18 protein-coding genes and 1 tRNA gene are annotated in these 22,808 nt (G+C 65.2%); 10 read left to right on the top strand and 9 right to left on the bottom strand.

Translation table 11 applies throughout. The annotated features are described in order from the left end of the window. Positions 1-107: 107 nt before the first annotated feature. The 3 genes from selB to M3G14_RS06435 form a co-directional block, all read right to left on the bottom strand. A complete protein-coding gene (gene selB / locus M3G14_RS06425; RefSeq protein ID WP_259925618.1) occupies positions 108-1,862 on the bottom strand; it encodes a selenocysteine-specific translation elongation factor in 1,755 nt (584 codons plus the stop codon). Beyond that, entirely contained in the window at positions 1,862-3,166 is a 1,305-nt protein-coding gene (gene selA / locus M3G14_RS06430; RefSeq protein WP_259925619.1) for an L-seryl-tRNA(Sec) selenium transferase, read from the bottom strand. The genes selB and selA overlap by 1 nt, the downstream gene beginning before the upstream one ends. 25 nt (positions 3,167-3,191) lie before the next feature. After that, positions 3,192-3,286 (bottom strand) — tRNA-Sec (locus tag M3G14_RS06435). A gap of 24 nt (positions 3,287-3,310) precedes the next feature. Here M3G14_RS06435 and selD point away from each other — a divergent pair. Beyond that, entirely contained in the window at positions 3,311-4,303 is a 993-nt protein-coding gene (selD, locus tag M3G14_RS06440) for a selenide, water dikinase SelD (protein ID WP_259925620.1), read from the top strand. Here selD and nrfD read toward each other — a convergent pair. Genes nrfD through fdnG form a run of 3 tightly spaced genes read right to left on the bottom strand, consistent with a single transcriptional unit; the run spans position 4,300 to position 9,668 of the window. Continuing rightward, a complete protein-coding gene (gene nrfD, locus M3G14_RS06445) occupies positions 4,300-5,388 on the bottom strand; it encodes an NrfD/PsrC family molybdoenzyme membrane anchor subunit (protein ID WP_259925621.1) in 1,089 nt (362 codons plus the stop codon). The genes selD and nrfD overlap by 4 nt on opposite strands. Next, complete coding sequence (locus M3G14_RS06450; protein ID WP_396122202.1) at positions 5,389-6,390, bottom strand: 4Fe-4S dicluster domain-containing protein; 1,002 nt, start codon at positions 6,388-6,390, stop codon at positions 5,389-5,391. A gap of 8 nt (positions 6,391-6,398) precedes the next feature. Next, entirely contained in the window at positions 6,399-9,668 is a 3,270-nt protein-coding gene (fdnG, locus tag M3G14_RS06455) for a formate dehydrogenase-N subunit alpha (protein ID WP_259925622.1), read from the bottom strand. Between the two features lie 187 nt (positions 9,669-9,855). Between fdnG and M3G14_RS06460 the strand changes: the two genes are divergently transcribed. Further along, a complete protein-coding gene (locus tag M3G14_RS06460; protein WP_259925623.1) occupies positions 9,856-11,298 on the top strand; it encodes a DUF4185 domain-containing protein in 1,443 nt (480 codons plus the stop codon). A gap of 47 nt (positions 11,299-11,345) precedes the next feature. On the opposite strand, the gene M3G14_RS06465 is transcribed toward M3G14_RS06460, so the two are convergent. From M3G14_RS06465 to M3G14_RS06475, 3 genes are read right to left on the bottom strand one after another with little or no spacing between them, the layout of a single operon-like run. After that, positions 11,346-12,377, bottom strand: coding sequence for a Dyp-type peroxidase (locus tag M3G14_RS06465; protein WP_259925624.1), 1,032 nt, complete (start codon positions 12,375-12,377; stop codon positions 11,346-11,348). A 14-nt stretch (positions 12,378-12,391) separates the two neighbouring features. Further along, positions 12,392-13,153, bottom strand: coding sequence for a MerR family transcriptional regulator (locus M3G14_RS06470; protein ID WP_259925625.1), 762 nt, complete (start codon positions 13,151-13,153; stop codon positions 12,392-12,394). 34 nt (positions 13,154-13,187) lie between these two features. Further along, the gene (locus M3G14_RS06475; protein ID WP_259925626.1) at positions 13,188-13,925 is read right to left on the bottom strand and encodes a DUF429 domain-containing protein; all 738 of its coding nucleotides are present in this window, start codon (positions 13,923-13,925) and stop codon (positions 13,188-13,190) included. Positions 13,926-13,955: 30 nt separating this feature from the next. Between M3G14_RS06475 and M3G14_RS06480 the strand changes: the two genes are divergently transcribed. The 8 genes from M3G14_RS06480 (at position 13,956) to M3G14_RS06515 (ending at position 22,771) form a co-directional block, all read left to right on the top strand. Next, positions 13,956-15,395, top strand: coding sequence for a DHA2 family efflux MFS transporter permease subunit (locus M3G14_RS06480; RefSeq protein WP_259925630.1), 1,440 nt, complete (start codon positions 13,956-13,958; stop codon positions 15,393-15,395). Next, entirely contained in the window at positions 15,359-17,602 is a 2,244-nt protein-coding gene (locus M3G14_RS06485) for an AAA family ATPase (RefSeq protein WP_259925633.1), read from the top strand. The genes M3G14_RS06480 and M3G14_RS06485 overlap by 37 nt, the downstream gene beginning before the upstream one ends. Positions 17,603-17,609: 7 nt before the next feature. Next, positions 17,610-18,650, top strand: coding sequence for a 5-methylcytosine restriction system specificity protein McrC (locus M3G14_RS06490; protein ID WP_259925635.1), 1,041 nt, complete (start codon positions 17,610-17,612; stop codon positions 18,648-18,650). 57 nt (positions 18,651-18,707) lie between these two features. Continuing rightward, on the top strand, positions 18,708-19,238 hold the full coding sequence (locus tag M3G14_RS06495; RefSeq protein WP_259925636.1) for a DUF1707 domain-containing protein: 531 nt from the start codon (positions 18,708-18,710) through the stop codon (positions 19,236-19,238). A 117-nt stretch (positions 19,239-19,355) separates the two neighbouring features. After that, the gene (locus tag M3G14_RS06500; RefSeq protein ID WP_259925637.1) at positions 19,356-20,339 is read left to right on the top strand and encodes an ABC transporter substrate-binding protein; all 984 of its coding nucleotides are present in this window, start codon (positions 19,356-19,358) and stop codon (positions 20,337-20,339) included. Continuing rightward, positions 20,336-21,229: an ABC transporter permease gene (locus tag M3G14_RS06505; RefSeq protein WP_259925639.1), complete on the top strand. Its 894-nt coding sequence runs from the start codon at positions 20,336-20,338 to the stop codon at positions 21,227-21,229. The genes M3G14_RS06500 and M3G14_RS06505 overlap by 4 nt, the downstream gene beginning before the upstream one ends. Beyond that, positions 21,229-22,020 (top strand): ABC transporter ATP-binding protein, encoded by a 792-nt coding sequence (locus tag M3G14_RS06510; RefSeq protein WP_259925641.1) that lies wholly within the window; start codon positions 21,229-21,231, stop codon positions 22,018-22,020. Before M3G14_RS06505 ends, M3G14_RS06510 begins: the two co-directional genes overlap by 1 nt. 16 nt (positions 22,021-22,036) lie before the next feature. Next, the gene (locus M3G14_RS06515) at positions 22,037-22,771 is read left to right on the top strand and encodes a spermidine synthase (RefSeq protein ID WP_259925642.1); all 735 of its coding nucleotides are present in this window, start codon (positions 22,037-22,039) and stop codon (positions 22,769-22,771) included. Positions 22,772-22,808 lie beyond the last annotated feature (37 nt).

The raw sequence follows: 22,808 nt of genomic DNA on the forward strand, positions 1-22,808 counted from the left end.
CCACCCACGATAACCACCTGTGAGCTGCACAAACAAGCAAGTGTGAGAAGTATTGCACTTTCAACCCAAAACGGAACCGAAGCGACACCACACGCGTCTAATAAGGGTTATCGCAAAACGCGGGCGGTGCCGTCCACGCGGCGGGTCACGCCTGAAGCATCGAGGTGTTCCAGCAGCGGGATCGCGACCCGGCGGGACGTGTCCCACGCCTTGCGCGCCTGCGAGGCGGTGAATGGCGCGTCGAGGGGGCGCAGGAGTTGGGCGGCGTGCGTGGGGGCGTCGGCAAGCAGCACGATGTCGCGCCCCGCGCCGAGCCGGATGATGCGGCCCGCGCGCTCGGCAGCCGCGAGCTCCTTCGCGCCGAGCTGCCAACGCTCGAGGTCAGCTGACTCGGGTGCCTGGAAGGGCGCACGCCGCAAATGCGCCTCGAGCGATGCAATGCCCGGCGCCACCGCCGCGGCAGTGCTGATCACGCCGTCGGCCAGGGTGAGCTTCGCCGCAGCGGCCGCAAGTGCCAGCAGCTTCGGGTCCGGCAGGCCGAGCTGATCGACGGCCGCACCCGCGGACAGCCCCGCCGAGAGCGGATCCGCGCGGGTGTGCTCGTCGACCGCACGCAAAAGCTCGCGCTTCCACTCCATGACCTGGGTGGCGCGGATCCAATAGCCGGCGAACTCGATGGTGCCCTGCGGCGGCCCCCCATCCACGGGAAAGCCGAGGCGGGCGAGGCGCGCGGGCGTGACCGCGACGCGGCGCGCGATTTCGTGCTCGAGGTTGGGCAGCGTCGGCAGCTCCTCGGCGCGGCGTCGCCCGTCGCCGCGGCGCGGCAACTCGGGCGGGTCCACATCCACGGCGCGTACTCCGGCGAGAATCTGCTGCGCACCCGGGGCGCGCAGAGCGAGCGTGTCGCCGAGCGTGACCGGCAGCGGGCGCTCGAGGATCAGGCGGGCGTAGTGCTCGCCGAAGGGGCGGATCTTCGCCGTGACCTGGGCGGTGCCGATGTGCGCATGGACTTCGTGCGGGAGTGCGGTGGCGGGGGCACCGGTGGTGATGTGGGCGTCGAGAAGCGAGGTGTGCTCCCACGCCTCGGGGGTGCACAACGCGTCGCCGCGGCGTACCTCCTCAGCGCTGATGTCGCGCAGGTTCAGCGCGACGCGCATCGCGGGGATGGCTTTGTCGATGGGGGTGTCCTCGGACTGGAGGCCGCGGACTTTCACGTCGCGCTCGCCAAGGCGCAGCGTGTCGCCGGGGCGGATCGTGCCCGCCGTCAACGTGCCAGTGACCACGGTGCCTGCGCCCTTGACGCTGAAGGCGCGGTCGACCCAGAAGCGCACGCGCGCCGACGGGTCGGGCGCTGGTGCCGCGCGCAGCATCTCTGCGCAAGCCGCCACGAGCGCGTCGATCCCCTCGCCGCTGCGCGCAGAGACCTCGACGATCGGCGCGCCTTCGAGCGTCGTGCCCGCGACCTCGCGGGCGATTTCGGCGCGCACTTCATCTCTGCGCTGCGCATCGGCCCGGTCCGCGCGGGTCATCGCGATGACCACGTTGGAAATGCCGAAGGCGTCGATCGCCGCGGCGTGGTCGCGCGACTGCGCCATCCAGCCCTCGTCGGCCGCCACCACAAAGAGGACGGCGGGTGCGGGGCCGACGCCGGCGAGCATGTTGGCGATGAAGCGTTCGTGGCCCGGGACGTCGACAAACGCGACGTCCAAGGTATCCAGCTTCGCCCACACAAAGCCAAGATCGATGGTCAGGCCGCGCTGCTGCTCTTCCTCCCAGCGGTCGGGTTCCATGCCGGTGAGTGCCTTGACCAGGGTTGATTTTCCGTGGTCGACGTGGCCCGCGGTGGCGATAACGTACGGCATTAGCTCTCCCCTTCCATGCACTCGAGCACGGCCTGCGCGATCTCCTCGTCGCGGTGCGAGGGCACGCAGCGCAGATCCAAAAGCAAGTCGCCGTCGTGCACGCGACCGAGCACCGCCGGTCGACGCCTGCGCAAGGGGGCGGCCAATGACGGATCAAGCGCCACCGCGTAACCGGGCAGCGGCACGCCGGGCGCTCCCCCGCCGCCGACGCGCCCGTCGTGCGCCACCACGCGCGCGCCCACACGTTCGGCCAGCGCTTGCGTGCGCGCATGCAACTCTTCGGGGTCAGCGTGCAGCGCGAGCTCGGTCGGTGTGTGCGCCGCGCGCACCGTCGCCTCAAGCGCAGCCAGGCGCAGCTTATCGACGCGCACCGCCCGCGCCAGCGGGTGCCTCCGCAGCTTCGCGACGGCCTCCGCGCGCCCCAAAATCACGCCCGCCTGCGGCCCACCAAGCAGTTTGTCACCGGAAAAGAGCACGATGTCGGCGCCGTGGGCAAGTGCGGTTGTCGCGTCCGGCTCGTCCGGCAGCGCGGGGTCGGGGTTCAGCAGGCCGGAGCCGGTGTCCACAATTAGGGAGAGGCCACGGGCGTTTGCGATCCCGCGCAACTGCGCCACGGAAGCCTCAGCGGTAAAGCCGCGGACGCGGTAGTTCGACGGGTGCACCTTCAAGATGGCACGCAGCGAATCATCCGCGGCGGCGCGCTCGTAGTCGTGCGGGTGCGTGCGGTTGGTCGCGCCGACTTCCACCAACTTCACGTGGGCGGACTCGATGAGCTCGGGCAGGCGGAACCCAGCGCCGATCTCGATGAGCTCGCCTCGCGAGATCGCCACCGAACCGTGCTCGGCGAGCGCTGCGGTGGCCAGCAGCAACGCGCTCGCCCCGTTGTTCACCACCAGCGCGTCCTCGGCGGCGGGACACGCTGCTAGAAGCGCATCGCGCGCGCCCGCGCCCCGGTCGCGCGAGCGCACCCCCTTTTCTAGGTCCATCTCCACGTCCACGTAACCCGCAGCGTGGACCAAGGCATCGACCGCGAGCTCGCCGAGCGCTGCGCGCCCAACGTTGGTGTGCACCACCACGCCGGTCGCGTTCAACACGGGGGTGAGCGTGCTTGCGCCGGCGGCGACCAGCGAGTCGACCAGGCTCAGGAAATGCTCGGCGGCGGCGTCGGGGTGGAGCTCGCCGCGTCGACAAGCATCTTGCACCTCGTGCGCACAAGCCTTGAGCGCGTGCGGGGCGAGCGGCGACGCGGGCGCGTGTGCAAGCAAAGTATCGGTACCAGGAATGTTGCGGCGCGGATCGCTCAAGCTCGTGTCCTCCCTGAAAAACGCATGGCGGAGACGGACAGGAATCGAACCTGCCAGACCGAGCTACTCGGCCTCACCAGTTTTGAAGACTGGGGCGCCCACCAGGACGCGTACGCCTCCGCGCAAAACGCTACCATAGGCCCTATGAGCACTACGAACCCAGAAATCCGTCTCACCCAGTTTGCTGCCGGCGGGGGCTGCGCCTGCAAGATCCCGCCCGGCGAGCTCGAAGACGCCGTCAAGGGCCTGGTTGGCGTGACCGACCCGAACGTGATCGTCGGCTTGGACGACGGCGATGACGCCTCCGCCATTCGCGTGCGCGAGGACCTCGCCGTGATCTCGACCGCCGACTTCTTCACCCCCGTCGTGGATGATGCGTACACGTGGGGCAAGATCGCCGCGGTCAACGCGCTTTCCGATGTCTACGCCATGGGCGGCACCCCGATCACCGCCATCAACCTGCTCGGGTGGCCGCGCGACGTGCTGCCGCAGGAACTCATCCGCGAGGTGTTGCACGGCGGGCTCGACGGCGCGAGCGCGGCCGGCATTTCGGTGACCGGCGGCCACTCCATTTCCGCGCCCGAGCCGATCTACGGCATGGCAGCAACCGGCACGATCGACCCGGCCCGCCTGATGCGCAACGACGCCGCCGCTCCGGGCTTGCCGATCACGCTGACCAAGCCGATCGGCTCCGGCCTTTTGAACAACCGCCACAAGGCCACCGGCGAGTGGTTCGAGCAGGCAGTCGAGGTCATGACCACACTCAACCGCGACGCGTCCCGCGCCGCCGTCGACGCAGGCGTGCGCGCGGCGACCGACGTCACCGGCTTCGGGCTGCTCGGCCACCTGTTCAAGATGGCGCGCGCCTCCGGCGTCGACGCGGTGATTGACCACACGAAGGTCCCGCTTATCGACGGCGCACGCGACACCCTCGCTCAAGGCTTCATCCCCGGCGGTTCGCAGCGCAACCTCGACTGGGTGCGCCCGCACGTCGACGCGGACGGCCTCAGCGAAGAGGACTTGCTCTTGCTCGCCGACGCGCAGACCTCCGGCGGCCTGTTGGTCATCGGCGAGGTGCCCGGCTACCCCATCATCGGCGAAACCACCGAGGGCACCGGGCGCGTACGGGTGCGCTAGCGCGCGGTCGTGATCGAGTCGCCGACCTGGCCGGCCGCCTGGCGGGCGTGCAGGCGGTTGCGCTGCGGCTCCACCACGTACTTCGGGTCCTCGGTGGAGCGCTTGCCTGCGGCGATGATGCCGAAGCGCGTCAGGCAGGAGGCCGCGGCCAACGCCGCGCCGCTCAGGCCCGCGACAATGCGATTCTTGCCGCCGAGCACGGCACCGACACCGCCGGCGACGACGAGCGCCTCGGCCGCCTTGAGCATGCGGCCGGCCTTGCCCTCGTGCATCGTTTCCGGCAGCGGCTCGTCGAGCGAGCGCTCCACGCCTTTCGACGCCACAACGTCCGCAACCGCACCAGCGCCCGCCAGCACGCGGGCCGGGCCGTTATTCGCCGTGGAGGTGGTCACCAGCGCCACGCCCGCAGACGCGCACGCCGCCGAAGACACGAAGAGGTTTGGCAGCTGTTTGTGCGCGCCCTGCCACATCGGCACCGAAGTGTTGCCGAGCAGCACCGCAGTGTAGACGGCGAGCGGGGCTCCCATCAGCCCGGAGAACACGCCCATCGGGGTGGCGAGCGCGTGCAGCGCCTTGCGGGCCGGTGCCGGCAGCGGGATGCGCTCGCCGGTGAGGGTGTCCGCTTCGGCAGCAGCGGCGAAGACTGCCGCACTGGAGAAGGACCCGAGGATCCAAGACCCCACCGACATCGGCGAGGAGAGCTTGAACACGCGGAACATGTTCAACAGGCGCTCCGGCCGACCGAGGTCGAGGACAAGGCAGCCGGAGCCGACAGCCGCGGCAACTGCGGCGGTCAGCCGGGTGTTGCGCTGTAGCTCGCGGTTGCCGGTCGCGCCCGCGCCGACGGCGAGCAGCGAGGAGCCGCCGGCGACGCCGCCGAGGAAGAAGTACACGCCAATCGGCCACTCCCACGGTGGGAACTTGACGATCGGACGCCCGTAGTACGAGTCGTATTGTTCGAAGTCCGCGCGCGGGACCATGAGCTCTTCGCCCCTGCGCTGCTTCTTGCCGCGCGGCCGCTTCGCGTCCTTGCGTTTTGGTCCGCGGGGAGCTTCCGGTGGCCGGAATGCATCAAACTCTGCCATTTACTTTCCGCCTCCAATCACGAATGCTGCGGCCGCGGCACCAACCAGGCCCGCCGCAGCGACGACGGCGCGCTTGGCCATCTCAGGCAGGTTCGCGGTGGGCACCTCGGGGTCCGGCGGCAAGCCGTAGACCTCAGGGGCGTCGAGGAGCAGGAAGATCGAGCCGGTGCCGCCCACGCCGTCCTCGCTGTTCGCGCCGTAGAGGCGTGCCTCGGTCAGCCCCTGGGCGTGGAGTTCGGCCACGCGCGCCTTCGCCTTGGCCAGCATCTCCGTGTAGGAGCCGTACTGGATGGAGTTGGTGGGGCAGGTCTTCGCGCAGGCGGGGCCTTCGCCGACCTGCTGGCGGTCGAAGCACATGGTGCACTTCTGGGCGACGCCAACGTTCTTGATCGGTGCGACCTCGCCGACGGTGAAGTCTTCGCCCTTTGTGAATCGCTCGTTGCGCTTCTGCACGCCGCCGTCTGAGCGGCGCTCAATCACACCAAAGGGGCAGCCGGCCACACAGGTGCCGCAGCCGTTGCACACGTCGTCTTGCACCACGACGGTGCCGTGCTCGGTGCGGAACAACGCACCGGTCGGGCACACGTCGAGGCACCCGGCGTTCGTGCAGTGCTTGCAGACGTCCGAGGACATCAGCCAGCGGAAATCCGGGGTGTCGGGCAGCTTGGTCTGCGGCTTTGCTTCTTCCGCCCCCGGCATGTCAGGCATGCCCAGGGAGACGAGCTTTTTGCCCTCTTCCCTGGCCTGCTCGATTTGCGCCTCGCTCTGCTCGATGAAGGCGACGTGGCGCCACGTGTCCGCGCCCAGTGCCCCGGTGTTGTCGTAGGACATGCCGGAGATGGCGTAGTCGCCGTCCTGCGGGTTGCGGTTCCACTCCTTGCAGGCCACCTCGCAGGCCTTGCAGCCGATGCAGATGGACGTGTCGGTGAAAAACGCCTTGCGGTTGTCCCTGTCGTAGCCCACGTTGGCGGGCGATTCAGTGATCCGGTTCTTCGTCTGCAACTTCCGCCTTACCCTTCCTGGTCCGACATGTTGTCCTTCGTGGGATCCTCCTTCGCGGCCGAGGCATCGCCTAGGCCTTGGCGGATGGCTTCCGACGACGCCCCGTCGTGAAGCACTGTCCCTGTGTTTTCATCGAGGCCTGCGCGCTGCTGGTACTCGCGCACCAGCGCGACACGGTCCGCGCCGCGCGGGCGACGACCCGGGCGGATGTCCACGGCAGAGACCTTAGATGCCTGGATGTTCACGTTCGGGTCGAGCATGATGCCCAGCAGGTCGTTCGGCCCGTCACCGGAGACCTCGGCGTAGTCGCCGCGGCCGTAGTGGAAAGGCATACCGATCTGCTCGAAGGTGGCATCACCGATGGTCAGCGTCTTGATGCGCTCGGTGACCAGCACCCTAGCCTCGATGGCGTTGCGCGGCGAGATGATCGTCGCCCATTCGCCATTCTTCAGCCCGACGCGGCGTGCCAGCTCCGGCGAGACCTCGCAGAAGAGCTCCGGCTGCAGCTCGGCAAGGAACGGCAACGTACGGGTCATCGCGCCCGAGGTGTACATCTCTGTCAACCGGTAGGTGTTGAGCATGTACGGGTACACCTCGGTGCCCGGCTCGCCGAAGTTCGGGGCCGAGAGGTTGTTCTCCCCTCGCATCACGATGCGCGACGGCGACTGCTGCTGCGAGTACAGCACGTTCGGGTACGGCGACTCCTGCGGCTCGTAGTGGGTCGGCATCGGGCCGTCCACCATGCCGGTCGGCGCGAACAACCACGCGCGGCCGTCGTTTTGCATGATGAAGGCGTCGCTGCCGGACAGCGCCGCGGGGCCCACTGCGTCGCGGTCCGGCTTGAAACCGGGCGCGCGATCCACGGGGAAGTCCACGACGTCGTTAGACTGCCACTTCTCGGCGTCCTCGTCCCACCAGACCAGCTTCTTGCGCTCGGACCAGGGCTTGCCGTCCTCGTCCGCCGAGGCGCGGTTGTACAGCACGCGGCGGTTCATCGGCCACGCCCAGCCCCAATCCAGCGCCATCTCGTTCTGCTCGGAGCCCGGCCGCTTGTTGGCAGCTCGGTTCACGTCGCCTGCGAAAACACCGCAGTAGATCCAGCAACCAGAGGAGGTGGTGCCATCGGCCTTGAGGTCGGCGAACTTGTCCACCATCTGGCCCTTGCGCGGGCCCTCGAGGTAGTAGCCGTTAATCTCGCGCAGTACCGACTCTGCGTCGATCTCGCCGTGCTCGTCCGTGTCGTAGTCCCAGGTGATCTTCTGCAGCGGCAGGTCGCGCGGGTCGGTCGAGTCCTTCACGCGCTCCTTGATACGCTGCCCCAGCTCGTAGAAGAACTGGAGGTCACTGTCTGCGTCACCCGGTGCGTCCTTCGCCTTGAAACGCCACTGCAAGAGGCGCTGCGTTTGGGTAAACGTACCCGCCTTCTCCACGTGGTTTGCGGCTGGGAAGAGGAAGACCTCGGTGTCGATCTCCTCGGTGACCAGGTCACCGGACTTGATCTCCGGGGAATCCTTCCAGAACGTGGCGGTCTCGATTTCCTGGAAGTCGCGCACCACCATCCACTTCAGCTTGGACAGCGCGAGGCGCTGCATGCGCCCGTTGGACTGTGCCACCGCAGGGTTCTGGCCGAAGACGAAGTAGCCGTCGACCAATCCCTCGTTCATCAACTGGAGGGTGTGGTACGTCGAGTGCGCGCCTGTCAGGCGCGGCATGAGGTCCATGCCCCAGTTGTTTTCCTCGGTGGCGGCGTCGCCCCAGTAGGCCTTCATCAGCGACACTGCGAAGGTATCGCCCTTCTGCCAGAAGCCCTTCTGGTCGCGCTTCGACACCGCAGCCAGGTAGTCGTCCCAGGTCTGCACGCTCGCCTGCGGCATCGGCAGGTAGCCGGGCAGCAGGTGGAACAGCGTCGGCACATCCGTGGAGCCCTGGATCGAGGCGTGACCGCGCAGCGCCATAATGCCGGAACCCGGGCGACCCACGTTACCCATGAGCAGCTGCAGGATCGCACACGTACGGATGAACTGCGCACCCATGGTGTGCTGCGTCCAGCCGAGCGCGTAGGCGAAGCACGTCGTGCGCTCGCGCCCGGAGTTCTCCACGATGGAGTCCGCCAGGTAGTAGAAGTCCTCCTGCGAGATACCGCAGGCCTGCTCCACTACCTCGGGGGTGTAGCGCGAGTAGTGGCGCTTGAGGATCTGGAAGACCGTGTTCGGGTCCTGCAATGTGGGATCCGTCTTGTGGTCCCAGGACACCTGCGCGTCCCAATTCTTCTGCGGCTGCCAGCTCGAGTTGTCGTAGGAACCGGTCTCCGGGTCGTAGCCAGAGAACAGGCCATCGAGGTCCTCGGTGTCCTGGAACTCTTCACTGATCAGCGTCGAGGCGTTGGTGAACGCCTTGACGTACTCCTCGAAGTACAGGTCGTTTTGCAGCACGTAGTTGATCACTGCGCCGAGGAGCACCACGTCGGAACCGCCGCGGATCGGCACATGCTTGTGCGCCACTGCCGACGTACGCGTGAAGCGCGGGTCGACGTGGATAATCCGGGCACCACGCGCCTTGGCCTCAATGACCCACTGGAACCCGACCGGGTGTGCCTCGGCCATGTTCGAGCCCTGGATGACAATGCAGTCCGCATTGGCCATGTCCTGCAGCGGCTGCGTTGCGCCACCGCGTCCAAACGAGGATCCCAAACTGGGAACCGTAGAGGAGTGTCATATGCGGGCCTGATTTTCGATCTGCACCGCGCCAGAAGCGGTCCAGAGCTTCTTAATCAGGTAGTTTTCCTCGTTGTCCATCGCGGCGCCGCCCAGGCCAGCAATGCCCATCGTGCGGCGCACCGCGCGCCCCTGCTCGTCAAAATCCTGCCAGCCGTTCTTGCGCGCCTCGAGGAAGCGGTCGGTGACCATGTCCAGCGCGGTGTCGCGGTCCAGGGTCTGCCACTCGGTCGCACCAGGTGCGCGGTAGAGAATCTCGGTCAGACGCCCGGGCGCGTTGACCAGCTGCTCGGAGGCAGCGCCCTTCGGGCACAGGCGGCCGCGCGAGTGCGGCGAGTCCGGGTCACCCTCAATCTGGATAACCTTCTCGTCCTTGACGTACACGCGCTGACCACAGCCGACAGCGCAGTACGGGCAGACACTCTTGACGACGCGGTCCGCATCCTCGATGCGCCCCTGCATCGTCTTACTCTTGTGCGATTCGGTGTTCTCGCCACGGGCGAAAAGGTCACCGTCTCGCATCTGGCGCACAACCGGCCAGTTCAAGGGACTAAAACGAGACATGGCCCCTACATTAGCCGAAATCGCACTCCACCACGAGTTTCCCAGCGTTAATCAAGGCGCGTGCATTTCACCGCTACATATTTGAGTCATCTTTGATACATTCAGTGTGCTTGGCCCACACACCTCCAAGCAGCCCGCAGAACTTTCAACAAACCTTCCGCCTTTTCCAAGCTTGAACCGAGTGAGCATGCATATTCCGCCCTTCCGCCGCGCGCTGCGCAGCGCCACCGTCGCCAGTGCCGTCGCCCTGTCCCTCGCCGCTGCTGTACCGAGCGCCAACGCTGAGGATCAGGAGCTCACCGATTCGGGCCCAGACGCTTCGGCAGAGTTCTCCGAGGAGTATTACGCCGAGCACGGTGTCGAGTTCCACTACCAGCAGAACCAGGTAGGCACCCAGGATGCAGTGAAGATGCTTGGTGGTGCCACCGTACGGGTAATGGGCGACATCCTCGGCACCTGGTCCCAGGGCGTCGGCATGGGCGCCACCGACCTCGGCGTGATGGCCCCGCTGGGTGGGGGCGACTACGCCATGATCTTCGGCGACTCCTTTACCGGCGGCACGGTCTACGACGGTGATTGGATGAGCCCGACCGGGCTGGTTGGCCACACCGACGAGGACGGCTTCGTGCAGGTTTCCGGGCCGCTCAACGAGGGCAACCGGGTGCGCCAGCTGATCAGCTACGCCCCGGAGAAGGATTTCACGCTCATCCCCTCGGACATCATTAACGTCGATGGCACGCTGTACATGCAGGGGATGTGGAACCGCGGCGGCATCGGCAAGGTGAGCAATACCCAGATTTGGAAGTCGGACTCGCGCGGCAAGCGCTGGACCTCGGTGGGATACACCAGCCACAACTACCTCAACGGTCTGGGCGACATGATCAGCTGGGAGCAGGGGCCCGACGGCTACATCTACGCCGTGATGTCCTCCTTCGAGCGCAAAGACAACGTGTTCCTCTCCCGGTTCAAGATCGAGGACATCGGCGATCGTGATAAGTGGGAGCTGTTCAACCCGGGCAGCGGCGAATGGGGCGACCGTTACAGCCCCATCATCAACCAGCGGATGAAGGCCGGCGAGATGAACCTGCGCTACATCCAGGGGCACTGGGTGCTCGTGATCTTCAACAACGAAACGAGCGCGATCGAGGTGCGCATTTCCGAGGAGCTCGCGCGCAATTGGAACGACGTGCCGGTCACCACGATCGCGAAGGGCGGCAGCTGGGCGAACCCGCAGTCCCCCAAGAACTGGTCGCAGCTTTACGGCGGCTACATCGTCCCCGGCTCAACCATCGACGACCTCGACGTGGTCATCTCGCAGTGGAACACCGGCACGCACAAGCGCTACATGGCTACCCAGTTCAACGTGCGCGGTCTGGACGAGATCTACGACATCGACGCCGCTTCCCTGCCCGCGCTGCCCGAGCCGCCCGAGGCCAACGATATTCCCGGCGCGGACGGAGCCCGCTCTGGCAACGGAGGAAGCTCGTTGAGCTCTGGCATGGACGAAACCACCGAGACGATCGTCACCATCGTCGGCGTGCTCAGCGGCATCGCCGCGATCGCCGCGATGTCCTTCCCCTTCTGGCGCGACATGCTGCCCCCGCAGCTGCGCGAGATGCTGCACATCTAGTGCCAGCACACAAAAAACGCGCCCCGGCCGGGGCGCGTTTTTGTCACTTAGTCGTGCTTGCCAAACACGACCCTGCCCTGCGACGCGGTCGTCGCCGGCTGTGACGGGGTCGGGCCGTCCTGTGCAGGCGCGAGCCCCGGCTTCGCGTGCTCCTCAGCGTTTTCCAAAAAGTCGGCGGGTGGAGCGAAGAAGTTCACACCCGTCAGCGCCTCGGAGAAGTCGAGGATGCGATCGTAGTTGCCCTCGGGCTCGCCAATAAACATGCGTCGCAGCATGCGCTCGGTGATTTCCACGTCCTTGGCGTAGCTCATGAAGTAGGTGCCCTGGTTGCCCAGCGCATCGCCGAAGGTGAGGTTGTTGCGCACGATCTCGAGCGACTCGCCGTCCTCGTCCTTCACCGAGTTCACGGCCACGTGGGAGTTGACCGGCTTCACGTCTTCGCGGAGCTCAATGTCATCGTGCTTGGTGCGGCCGATGACCTTCTCCTGTTCCTCTACCGGCAGCGCATCCCAATCCTTCAAGTTGTGGATGTATTTCTGCGCCACGATGTAGGAGCCGCCTGCCCACTCGCCCTCGCTGATCAGCGCGGTCTCGATGCCGGCCTGGCCGCGCGGGGACTCCGTGCCGTCGACAAAGCCAAGGGGGTCGCGGAAGTCCTGGTACTGGAAGGCATGCACCTCGTCATACTCGGCGACGGCACCGTCGAGCACCACGTTGATGCGGCGCGCCAGCTCGAAGGCCACGTCGTACTCGTCGGCGCGGATGTGGAAGAAAAGGTCGCCCGGCGTCGACGGTGCGTGGTGCTTGGCGCCCTGGAGCTCGCGGAAGGGGTGCAGGCCCTCCGGCTTCGGGGTGTCAAACATGCGGTCCCACAGCTCGGCACCGATGCCGACGACCGCGCTGAGCTGCGCCGCAGGCCAGCGGAAGCCGACGCCGTTGACTAGGCCTTGCAGGCCGGTGATCACCTCGAGCGCCTGCTTCTCGGCACCCTCTTTCAGTGCGATAGTCAGGAAGATAGCGTCTTTGGACTGGGGCAGGATGACAGTTTGCGAAACGTCAGCTGAGTACTTCTCGGTCATGCGCCCCAGCATACCTACCACTGAGGCGAGTCCACATCCACACCTGCTGCCGCAGCGTGGGCGGTGACCAGCTCCAGGAGGTAGTCCTGCGCGCCGCTGTAAGACTCGTGGAATCGTTCGTCGCTGACGTACATGCGCGCCAGAATCAGCTGGCGGGCCGGGGTGACCTCGTACCATTGCGCGATTGAAGCGCGGTGCTTTTCTACGAGCCGCTCCGCTTCCTCCGTGCCTGGTTCGACGCCCTTCTCGCGTGCGGCGACCAGCTCCGCGGCAAGCTCCTCCTGCTCGCGCATGAGCTGTTGCGCCTTGGACGCGTCGACCTTTGACAGCGCTTTCTGGGATTGCTCCCACTCGGGGGTGTGCCCCCAGCGCTTTTCCGCTTCTTCTTGGTATGCCGGGAATTCTTCGCCGAAGTACTGTTTCATGTCTTCCATAGTCAGTGTGTCTTTCTTGTGCTTGTGCATCATTTCCTCGACCGCTTGGAGTTGGGCCTCGAGTGCATCCCGACGCGAGCGCAGTGCCTCGTGGTGGGCGGAAAGTGCGCGTGCGAGGTGGGACGAGGAAGCGTCGAGAAGCGTGGCGATGCGCGCAAGCGGGATGCCGATGCTCTGGTAGAGGGCGATCGCCGCGCCTCGCTCGAGGTCGGCGTCGCTGTAGACGCGGTAGCCGGTGCTCGTGCGCTCCGGTTGGAGCAGGTCGAGCGACTCCCAGTGGCGCAGCGCTTTCGGGGTCACGCCGAGGATGTCGGCGGCCTCGCCAATCGTGTAAGCGGTCATAGGCAGCAGTGAACAGGTTGCCGTAGGGGCAAGGTCAAACTCGAGCGCGCGGAATCCAGATCCAGCCCTCCTCAGCGACGAGTTCTGCCTGGTCCGCAGGCGGGGCGATGCAGCGACCGGCGCGTACCTCGCGGGCAATCAGGGCGGCGATTACCGCGTCGAGGCAGTCCGCGCTTTCCATTGCGAGCTGGTGCCAGTTGCCCCAATCCAGCCCGAAGCGCGCGCTCAGCCCAGCTGCGATCTCCTCGCGGGCAGCTCGCCCGGCATCATCGGCGCCTTTGTATCCGCGATGCCGCATCCCCCACTGCTTGAGCGCGGCGGCCGGGTACACCTCGGCGACCTTGCCTTGACCGCCACGACGCATATCCACGCCAGCGGCCCGGAGGCGCTGCTCGAGGCCAGCCCAGCGCAGGGCGGGGTGTGCGATCCGCTCGGCGGCCACCGGCAGCGGAGTCACGCCTGCGGTGCGGCGCACCTCCAGATCGGTGAAGCGGTTGACCAGCTCACGGCGCACATCGGGACCCGCTTCGTCTGGAAGCACGTCCTCCCCCACTGCGTGGGCGTTGAGGAAGAACCGAAACGCCCGCGGCCACCCGAGTGGGATGTCCACGCCGGTGAGTTCGGCACGGGCAACGAGGGTGGTGAGGTGGTTGTCGGTGGCGGTGCACGTGGCGTCGATAAGCACTGGCCCGGCGGGCGTCTCCTGGATGGTGGCGGTGCCGGTCTTGGCGGGGTCGGCGGCGAGATCGATGCCGGAAAAGTACAGTTCCACGCGCAAGAGCTTAGAGGTAGAGTGACCCTGGTGACGCAGCAACATTCCCCTTGGGCGGCTCTGTGGAGCATGATGCTCGGGTTTTTCATGATCCTGGTCGACTCGACCATCGTTTCCGTGGCGATCCCAGCGATCACCGCCGACCTTTCTGCCAGCTACAGCTCGGTAATCTGGGTCAACAGCGCCTACCTGCTGGCATACGCGGTGCCGCTGCTGATTACGGGACGCCTGGGCGATCGCTTCGGCCCCCGCACGATCTATTTGAGCGGGCTCGCACTGTTTACCGTGTCCTCACTGGCCTGCGGGCTGGCGGGCACGATTGAGGCGCTCATCCTCGCGCGCGTCTTCCAGGGTCTTGGCGGGGCGATGGTGACCCCACAGACGATGGCAGTGATGATCCGCACCTTTCACCCGACAGCGCGCGGCGGTGCGATGGGAGTGTGGGGCGCAACCGCGGGTGTCGCCACCATTACCGGCCCGCTTTTGGGCGGTGTGCTTGTCGACGCCTCCGGGTGGCCCTGGATCTTCTACGTCAACGTCCCCGTCGGCATCCTGGGGCTCGTTCTCGGCTGGATCTTCGTCCCTCGGCTCGAGCGCACCGCGCGCTCCTTCGACTGGGTCGGCGTGGCCTTGAGTGCAGTGGGGATGTTCTGCTTGATCTTTGGTATTCAGGAGGCCAACGCCCTCGACTGGGACTGGCGCGCGCTCACGCTGATCATCGGCGGTCTCACCCTGCTCGCCGTCTTTGTTGCGTGGCAGTCGCGCACCCGCCAGGACCCGCTCGTCCCCCTGACGCTTTTTCACGACCGCAATTTTTCCCTCGCCGCCGTCACCATCGCCACCGTGGGCTTTACCATGTCCACGTACATGATCCCGTGGATGATCTACGTCCAATCCGTCCAAGGTTTTTCACCCACCCGAGCTGCCTTGCTCTTGGTGCCGGCCGGCCTGGTTTCCGGCACGCTCTCGCCGTGGATCGGCAAGCTGACCAACACACACCAGCCCAAACCCTTCGCCATCGCGGGGCTGAGCCTATTGGGCGCTTCAGTCGCGCTGACCGCGTGGATCACCGACCCCGCAATCAGCCCGTACTGGTTGGCTGCCATCTCCGTGCTCAATGGCGTCGCCAACTCGATGGTGTGGGGCCCGCTGTCCATGATCGCCACCCGCAACCTCGCCCCCGCCCTCGCCGGCGCGGGTTCGAGTGTCTACAACACGCTGCGCCAGATCGGCGCCGTCATCGGCTCCGCGGCCATCGCCGCGGTGATGTCCGCGCAGCTCGATGCGCAACTCGGCGCGGGCGCAGGCGATGCAGCCGTCGGCCCGAGTACGAGCGGGTCCATGCCCGAGGCGCTGCACGCTCCCTTCGCGCTCGCCATGTCCCACTCGCTCTACCTGCCCGCCGCCATCGCGCTGCTTGGCGCGGTGCTGGCGTGCCGCTTCGCGCGCACGAAGAGTTGGAACGACTAGATGCCATACTGGTGGCTATGAGCTCTCCCCTTACCCTCTCTCGCCCACAAAGCGAATTGCACCTTGCACGCGGCATCGCTCCCGTCATTGAGCAGATGCTTGGCGACGGCCACTCATCGATCGTCCCAGACGTGAAAATCTGGTCTCCTGAAGTAGCCGAAGAACTCCGCCATCGGATCGAGGACAACCCGCTGACAGGCAAGCGGGACCAGTGGAGCAAGTTGAGCGAGCAACTCACCGGCGCGCCAGAAGCAGTAATCCTGCTGGCGGCGGAGTTAGTTCTCCTGCGCGATCACGCTGAGCGCACACTCACGCTCGACACCAGGGTGAAGCACCTGAAGAAGGTTCTCGCACTTGCGGGAATTGATGCGCTCCCGGAGTGGCTTGGGCAGATGCTGAAGAACCGTGAGCCCTCCGGATTCAAGGGTGGCCAAGGCTACCACGGCGCATTGTGGAAGCAACTGATCTGGCTTGCAAAATTCGTCGCGCATCTCCGTTCCCAGGACATGGCTACGCGCGAGGCTGCACGGGGCGATGCGTGGGAGTTCCAGCGGCTGATGCTCGACGTCGAGGAGGACACCTCGGGCGTCCGCAACGCCTTGCAATACTTGTCGTTTCCCGAGGTATTTGAGCCAATCTCATCAAACCCGATGAAGGAAAAAATTCGCCAGGGTTTCGCTGACCGGATCACCCCGGAGCCTGGTGATAGCCCTGATGCAATGGACCGGGACCTTCTGGCAATTCGCCGTGCACTCGCAAAAGAGCACGACGAGCCTTTCCATTTCTGGTCGCCCGGGATCGTGGAGCAGTGGAGCGATACGCCCACGCCGGAGGCTGCCGAGGAGGATGACGAGAGTGTTCGCGGCGTGCACTACTGGGCATTCGCGCCGGGCGCCAACGCGAGCAATTGGGAAGCGCAGCGCGACGCGGGCCTGATGGCCCTGGACTGGCCATCTCTCGGGGATTTTGCCCAGTACGCCTTACGGGAGGATATCCGTGCCGCGTTGGATACGCAGGGTACCGGGAAAAGCTTTTCCAACCACACGCTCGCAGTGTGGGAGTTCCAGCACCGTATGGAGCCTGGGGATGTCATCTACGCGCGCCGCGGGCGCAACGAGGTCATTGGACGCGGCGTGGTCCGCGGCACTCCAGAGTTCCATCCCGAGCGCACGACCTTCCGCAATACCCGAGCCGTGCAGTGGACCGATACTGGCTCTTGGGAGCCGCCCTCGGCGTTTGCTACAAAAACACTCACAGACATCACCCGTTTCCCCAAACGCGTTGCCGCACTCGAGTCGCTTTTCGACGCCAGCCCCGAATCCACCGGACCTGCACCGCTCAAAAGCACGTACACGGAGGAGGACTTCCTCCGCGATGTCTTCCTCTCCGACGAGCGCTTTGACCGTCTTCGCACCCTGATCAGGCGGAAGAAAAACGTCATCCTCGCCGGACCACCCGGCGTTGGCAAAACCTACGCTGCGCGTAGGTTGGCATACGCGCTCATGGGTGAAAAAGATCAGGGACGAATCAGCACCGTGCAATTCCACCAGAGCTATTCCTACGAAGACTTCGTGCGCGGTTACAGGCCGACGGATTCCGGTGGCTTCGAACTCCAATCTGGCCCCTTTTACGATTTTTGTGAACGCGCCCGCGAAGACGCAGAGAACGACTACTTCTTCCTCATCGACGAAATCAACCGCGGCAATATCTCGAAAATCTTCGGCGAGCTATTGATGCTGATCGAAGGCAGCAAGAGAGGACACTCGATCCAACTGCTCTACGAGGGCGAACTGTTTTCCGTCCCGGCGAACCTCTACATCATCGGCATGATGAACACCGCTGACCGGAGCCTGGCGCTTCTCGACTACGCACTGCGCCGCCGCTTCGGCTTCTTCGAGCTCTCCCCTGCTTTCGAGTCTTCGCAATTCCAGGAATACCTCGCGCAGCAGGATAGCCCGCAGCTTGAAAAACTGGTGGCTCAGTTGGGGTATCTCAACGAGGCAATTGCCGCAGACCCCGCGCTGGGGCGTGGATTTGCTGTCGGCCACAGCTTTGTCATGGCCGGCGATGACGCGCTGGAAAACAACCTGTGGCTGGAGTCGGTTGTCGAAGACGAGCTGGTCCCGTTGCTCGACGAGTACTGGTTCGACCAACCAGAGCAAGCCCTAGATTGGGCAGAAACTCTCCGAAGCGCGATCAATGAGTAACACTAATGTGCTGCTCGGTAACGTGCACGTGATGATGGCGTATGCCTTTCGGTGCCTCGAGCGAGCTTCACCGGCACAAGGCGCCCCGCAGGACTTCGATCACCTCCACGACCTGCTCGCGCACGTCATCGCGGAGGAAACCGCACGTCAGATCAAACGCGGTCTCCATCACCAATACCTCCCGCAGCGCGAGGAGTTGCGAACTATCAGGGGGCGCGTCGACATAGCAGCGACGTTCACTCGGCAACTGACGCAACGCGGCACAGTCGTGTGCGAATACGAGGAATTCTTCCCCGACATAGCCCTCAACCGGGCGATTTACGCAGTCGTTCTCATGCTTGCGCGCCACCCACAGGTTGCGCCGCATCGCCGGCGCGCGCTCACCAGGCTCCTCCCCTACTTCGCAAGCGTCTCCCGCGTTCCGATCAGGACCCTGAACTTCGACCAACTGCACCTCCATCGCAGCAATGCCTCCTATCGCTGGCTCCTCGGAGCGTGCGAGCTCGCCGTTCGAGGTCTGCTTCCCGGAAACGATCCGGGCAACGCCGCGCTCCCCTGGCAACACACCGAGGAGATGAGCACACTGTTTGAAAATTTCGTGAAGGAGTATTTCCGCTTCCACCACCCACAGCTCAAAGCGCGCTCGGCGCAGGTGGGATGGGATCTTGAAGGTGAACGTGGCGTCGGCAAGCAGCAGCTCCCAAGCATGCACACGGATATTACGCTGACCGGCCCGGCATCCACGCTGATCGTGGATACCAAGTTTTATGCCCAGCCGATGAGCTACGGTCGCTTCGACAAGGCGAGCTTGCGTTCGGACCACCTGTACCAAATCCACGCCTATGTCCGAAACGCGGCGGCCGCCTCAACGACGCCGGTGGGCGGTCTGTTGCTGTATGCGCGCACTCACGGACCGATTCAGCCTGAGCTCGACGTCGAAATCGGCGGGCACCGCATCGGGGCCACCACCATCGATTTATCCAGCCCCTGGCCACAGGTGCAGGCACAGCTCGAAGCGGTGCTTGATCGCTTCCCGGTAGGCGCGTAATTCCTGCGATATCTTATAGGTGACACGCACTACCCCCCTACGCGAAAGGATGGCACCGTGGCCGACACTCCCGAGATGCGCGTAGGCGACGCCGAGCGCTCGGCCGCCCTCGACCGCCTTGGCGAACATTTCGCCGACGGCTACCTCGACGTCGCTGAGTTCGACGAACGCACGGCGAAGGCAGCAACAGCGAAAACACGCAGCGAGATTGAGGCGCTCTTCCGTGATCTGCCGGAGCGGGCTTCTCGCAAGAGCCTGGAAACACCCACCGACTCATCCCTCGCCACCTCGGCCCGTGAGGCCGAGCTGGAGCGCAAGTTGCGCGTCAAACGGAACTGCGATCGCGCGGCCGCGCTCGTGGTAGGGCTCGGTGCGGCGGTGTTCTTTCTGCTGCAATTCATCTTCGATGTATCGATGGCCTGGGTTGCCTGGCCGATCGTGGGTGTGGTGTGCCTGGGCATTTATTCCTTTGCTGACATCTCTGAAGAGGAATACGACGTGCTGGAAGAACTCGAGAAGAAGGACAACAAGGAACGCGCTGAGCGACTCCGGATCGCGTATGAGCGTCGCAAAGAGCTCGGCAAGTAAGAAACCTTGGGCACTCCTGCATGACAGCTCACAATTTCTTTGACATTTATCCCTCGGCACAGGCGAGAATCTATTAACCTAACGTTCATCACGTTTCCCTTAACCGAAGGATGAACCATGCACCCCTCCCGCCCCGCCCTAGCCCTACTCGCAACTAGCGCGCTGACTTTCCCCGCCCTTGCCGCCTGTTCCTCCGACGGTGAGGGCGGCACAGACACCGGCGCCGAGAGCTACTCCATCGGTATCAGCCAGCTCGTGCAGCACCCCGCGCTCGACGCTGCGACCGAGGGCTTCAAGGAAGCGTTTGCCGACGCCGGCGTGGACGTCGAGTTCACCGAGCAGAACGCCAACGGCGAACAAGCCACCGCGCTGACCATCGCGCAGCAATTCGCCGGCCAGAACCTCGACCTCATCCTCGCCAACGCCACCCCGGCGGCACAGGCGATGGCGCAGAACGTCACTGATACCCCGATTCTGTTTACCTCCGTGACCGACCCGGTCGAAGCCGAGTTGGTCAACGACTGGGACGCGCCGGGTGCCAACATCACCGGCACCTCCGACAAGACACCGCTCAAAGACCAGTTCGACCTGATTGAGCAGCTTTCCCCGGAGACTAAGACGATCGGCATTGTCTACGCCTCCGGCGAGGTGAATTCGCAGATCCAGGTCAAGGACGCGGAGAAGGAAGCAAAAGAGCGCGGCTGGACCGTCGAGACGCAAACGGTGACCAGCGTGGGCGAGATCCCGCAGGCGGCGGAGACCCTCAAAGACGTCGACGCCTTCTACGTGCCCACCGACAACATGGTGGTCTCTGGCATTTCCTCGCTGGTACAGGTGGCTGAACAGCACCAGATCCCCGTGATCGGCGCCGAGGCTGGCACCGTCGAGGGCGGTGCTGCGGCCACCATCGGCATTGATTACAAGGAGCTCGGCCGCCAGACGGGCGAGATGGCGCTGCGCATCCTACGCGACGGCGAGGATCCGGCTGAGATGCCAGTGGAGACGGCCACCGAGTTCTCCTACGTGGTCAACGAAGACGCTGCGAAGGCGCAGGGCGTGGAGATTCCCGAGGAGATCTTGAAGCAGGCTGAGACTGTATGATCCCGGCGCTTGAACTCGGCCTGATCTACGGGGTCATGGCGCTGGGGGTCTACCTCACCTTCCGCGTCCTCAACTTCGCGGACCTGACAGTAGACGGCTCATTTACTACCGGCGCGGGCACCGCCGCGGTGCTCATCCTCGGCGGCGTCAACCCGTTTCTCGCGACGGCTGCTGGGTTTTGCGCCGGCTTTGCCGCGGGCGTCGTCACCGGGCTTTTGCACACCAAGGGCGGAATCGACGGGCTGTTGGCCGGTATTCTCACCCAGATCGGCCTGTGGTCGATCAACCTGCGCATCATGGGCGGGGCAAACCTGCCGCTGTTGCGCAGCGATACCGCCTTCAGCCCGCTGAAGGATGCCGGGCTGCTGCACTCCTGGGGCGGCGTTGGTTTGCTCGCGGTCTCCGTGCTGCTGCTCGCCATGCTGGTCTACTGGTTCCTCACCACCGACCTGGGCCTGGCCATCCGCGCGACCGGCGACAACGGGCAGATGATCACTTCCTTCGGCGTGTCCACCGACGCGACGAAGATCCTCACGCTCGCGCTGTCGAACGGGCTGGTCGGCATGTCTGGCGCGCTCGTCGCACAGTTCCAGGGGTTTGCTGACATCTCCATGGGCATTGGTCTGATCGTCGTTGGCTTGGCCTCCGTGATCGTGGGGCAGGCCATCGTCGGCCAGCGCGCGCTCCTGCAGGCAATCGTGGCGGTGCTCATCGGTGCCGTGGCCTACCGCATGATCATCTTCTTCGCGCTACAGCTCGGCTTGAACCCGAACGACATGAAGCTCGTCTCCGCAGTCCTGGTCATCGCCGCGCTGCTGCTGCCAAAGGTGCTACCCAGCACCGGGCGTAAGCGCACCACACCGGCTGCACGTGCAAAGGCGGACGCATAATGCTGACAATTTCCAATGTGCACAAGACCTTCTTCCCCGGCACCGCCAACGAGCGCATCGCGCTCGCCGGCATCGACTTGGATCTGGCCGAGGGCGATTTTTGCACCATCATCGGTTCCAACGGCGCGGGCAAGTCGACGCTGCTCAACACCGTCGCCGGGCGCCTGCGGCCGGACACCGGCACCGTGCGCATCGACGGCGCGGACATCACGCGAATGAAGGAACACCAGCGCGCCACCCACATTGGCCGCGTGTTCCAAGATCCGCTGGCCGGCACGGCCCCGAACCTCACCATCGAGGAGAACCTTTCGCTTGCCTACCTGCGCGGCAAGCGCCGTGGGCTCGGCCGCTCCCTGAGCAGCTCCCGCCGCGAGTTCTTCCGCGAGCAGCTCGTCACCCTAGAGCTGGGTTTAGAGGACCGCATGGGGCACAAGGTGGGCCTGCTCTCCGGCGGTCAGCGCCAGGCACTCTCGCTGCTCATGGCCGGCTTTACCCAACCAAAGGTCATGCTTCTCGACGAGCACACCGCCGCGCTCGACCCGCAGCGCGCCGACCTGGTGACCACGCTGACGCACAGCATCGTCGAAGAGGGCGGGCTGACCACGCTCATGGTGACCCACAACATGGAGCAGGCGCTGCGCGTTGGCAACCGCTTGATCATGATGCACGAAGGCCGCATTGTCTGGCAGACCGAAGGCGAGGAGAAGCGCAAGCTCACCGTCCACGATCTGCTCGCGCAGTTCGCCGCAATCAAGGGCGCAACCTTGTCCGACAAGGCGTTTCTGGGCTAAGCCTGGGCCAAATCACGTGAGCCGCGGCAAGCCTCGCGCCCCCAAGAAGCGCATCGAGGGCACGTACCCCATCGCCACGGGCACCGCCGCCATCCTCGCCGACCCGGCGCGCGATGGCGGCTACACGCTTGAGGTCAACCGTGTGCCGTCCTCCTATGTTGTGTTGGACGCACCGGAAGTGCTCCACTACGACTACATGCGCTGGTTCGCAGAAATCATCGCGGCGCGTCCCCTGCCCGAAGACTTCTCCGCTGTGCACTTGGGCGCGGGCGCGTGCTCCTTCGCCTCATACGTGCAGCACCGTTACCCACGCTCCTCCAACGTGGCGGTCGAGCTGGACCGCGAACTTGCTGCCCTGGTGCGCTGGGCGTTCGACCCGCCGGTCACGCTGGCAGTCGCCGAGGCCCGCGCCTTTACCCACGCGCTCGCGCCGGGCTCACAGGACCTGATTGTTCGCGATGTGTTCGCCGGCCCTACCACCCCGCGCGCGCTGACCACCGTGGAGTTCTACACCGCCGCCCGCCGCGCGCTGCGCCCTGGCGGGTTGTTCTTGGCCAACATTGGCGACACACAGGGGTTGCCCACCACCCGCGAGGAGCTCGCTGGCCTGCGTGAAGTCTTCGGGCATACCGCGGTGCTGACTGCGGGGACGGGGTATGGGAATGTGGTGGTCGGGGCGTCGACAAGCAAGCTCGACGTGCCAGGGGCTCTGCTTCTCGACGCCAACGAGCACCTCCCCCGCCGCGACTGATTAAAGTCAGTCGGCGTCCGTCAAAGTTCTGCACTAG

The sequence above is a fragment of the Corynebacterium sp. p3-SID1056 genome (assembly GCF_025152525.1).
GTDB lineage: Bacteria > Actinomycetota > Actinomycetes > Mycobacteriales > Mycobacteriaceae > Corynebacterium.

Excerpts from the sequence above, each read along its gene's own strand:
- M3G14_RS06470 (WP_259925625.1), bottom strand. The coding sequence starts at position 13,153 with ATGACCGCTTACACGATTGGCGAGGCCGCCGACATCCTCGGCGTGACC.
- M3G14_RS06505 (WP_259925639.1), top strand. The coding sequence starts at position 20,336 with ATGATCCCGGCGCTTGAACTCGGCCTGATCTACGGGGTCATGGCGCTG.
- nrfD (WP_259925621.1), bottom strand. The coding sequence starts at position 5,388 with ATGGCAGAGTTTGATGCATTCCGGCCACCGGAAGCTCCCCGCGGACCA.
- M3G14_RS06500 (WP_259925637.1), top strand. The coding sequence starts at position 19,356 with ATGCACCCCTCCCGCCCCGCCCTAGCCCTACTCGCAACTAGCGCGCTG.
- M3G14_RS06465 (WP_259925624.1), bottom strand. The coding sequence starts at position 12,377 with ATGACCGAGAAGTACTCAGCTGACGTTTCGCAAACTGTCATCCTGCCC.
- M3G14_RS06460 (WP_259925623.1), top strand. The coding sequence starts at position 9,856 with ATGCATATTCCGCCCTTCCGCCGCGCGCTGCGCAGCGCCACCGTCGCC.
- M3G14_RS06510 (WP_259925641.1), top strand. The coding sequence starts at position 21,229 with ATGCTGACAATTTCCAATGTGCACAAGACCTTCTTCCCCGGCACCGCC.
- selD (WP_259925620.1), top strand. The coding sequence starts at position 3,311 with ATGAGCACTACGAACCCAGAAATCCGTCTCACCCAGTTTGCTGCCGGC.
- selB (WP_259925618.1), bottom strand. The coding sequence starts at position 1,862 with ATGCCGTACGTTATCGCCACCGCGGGCCACGTCGACCACGGAAAATCA.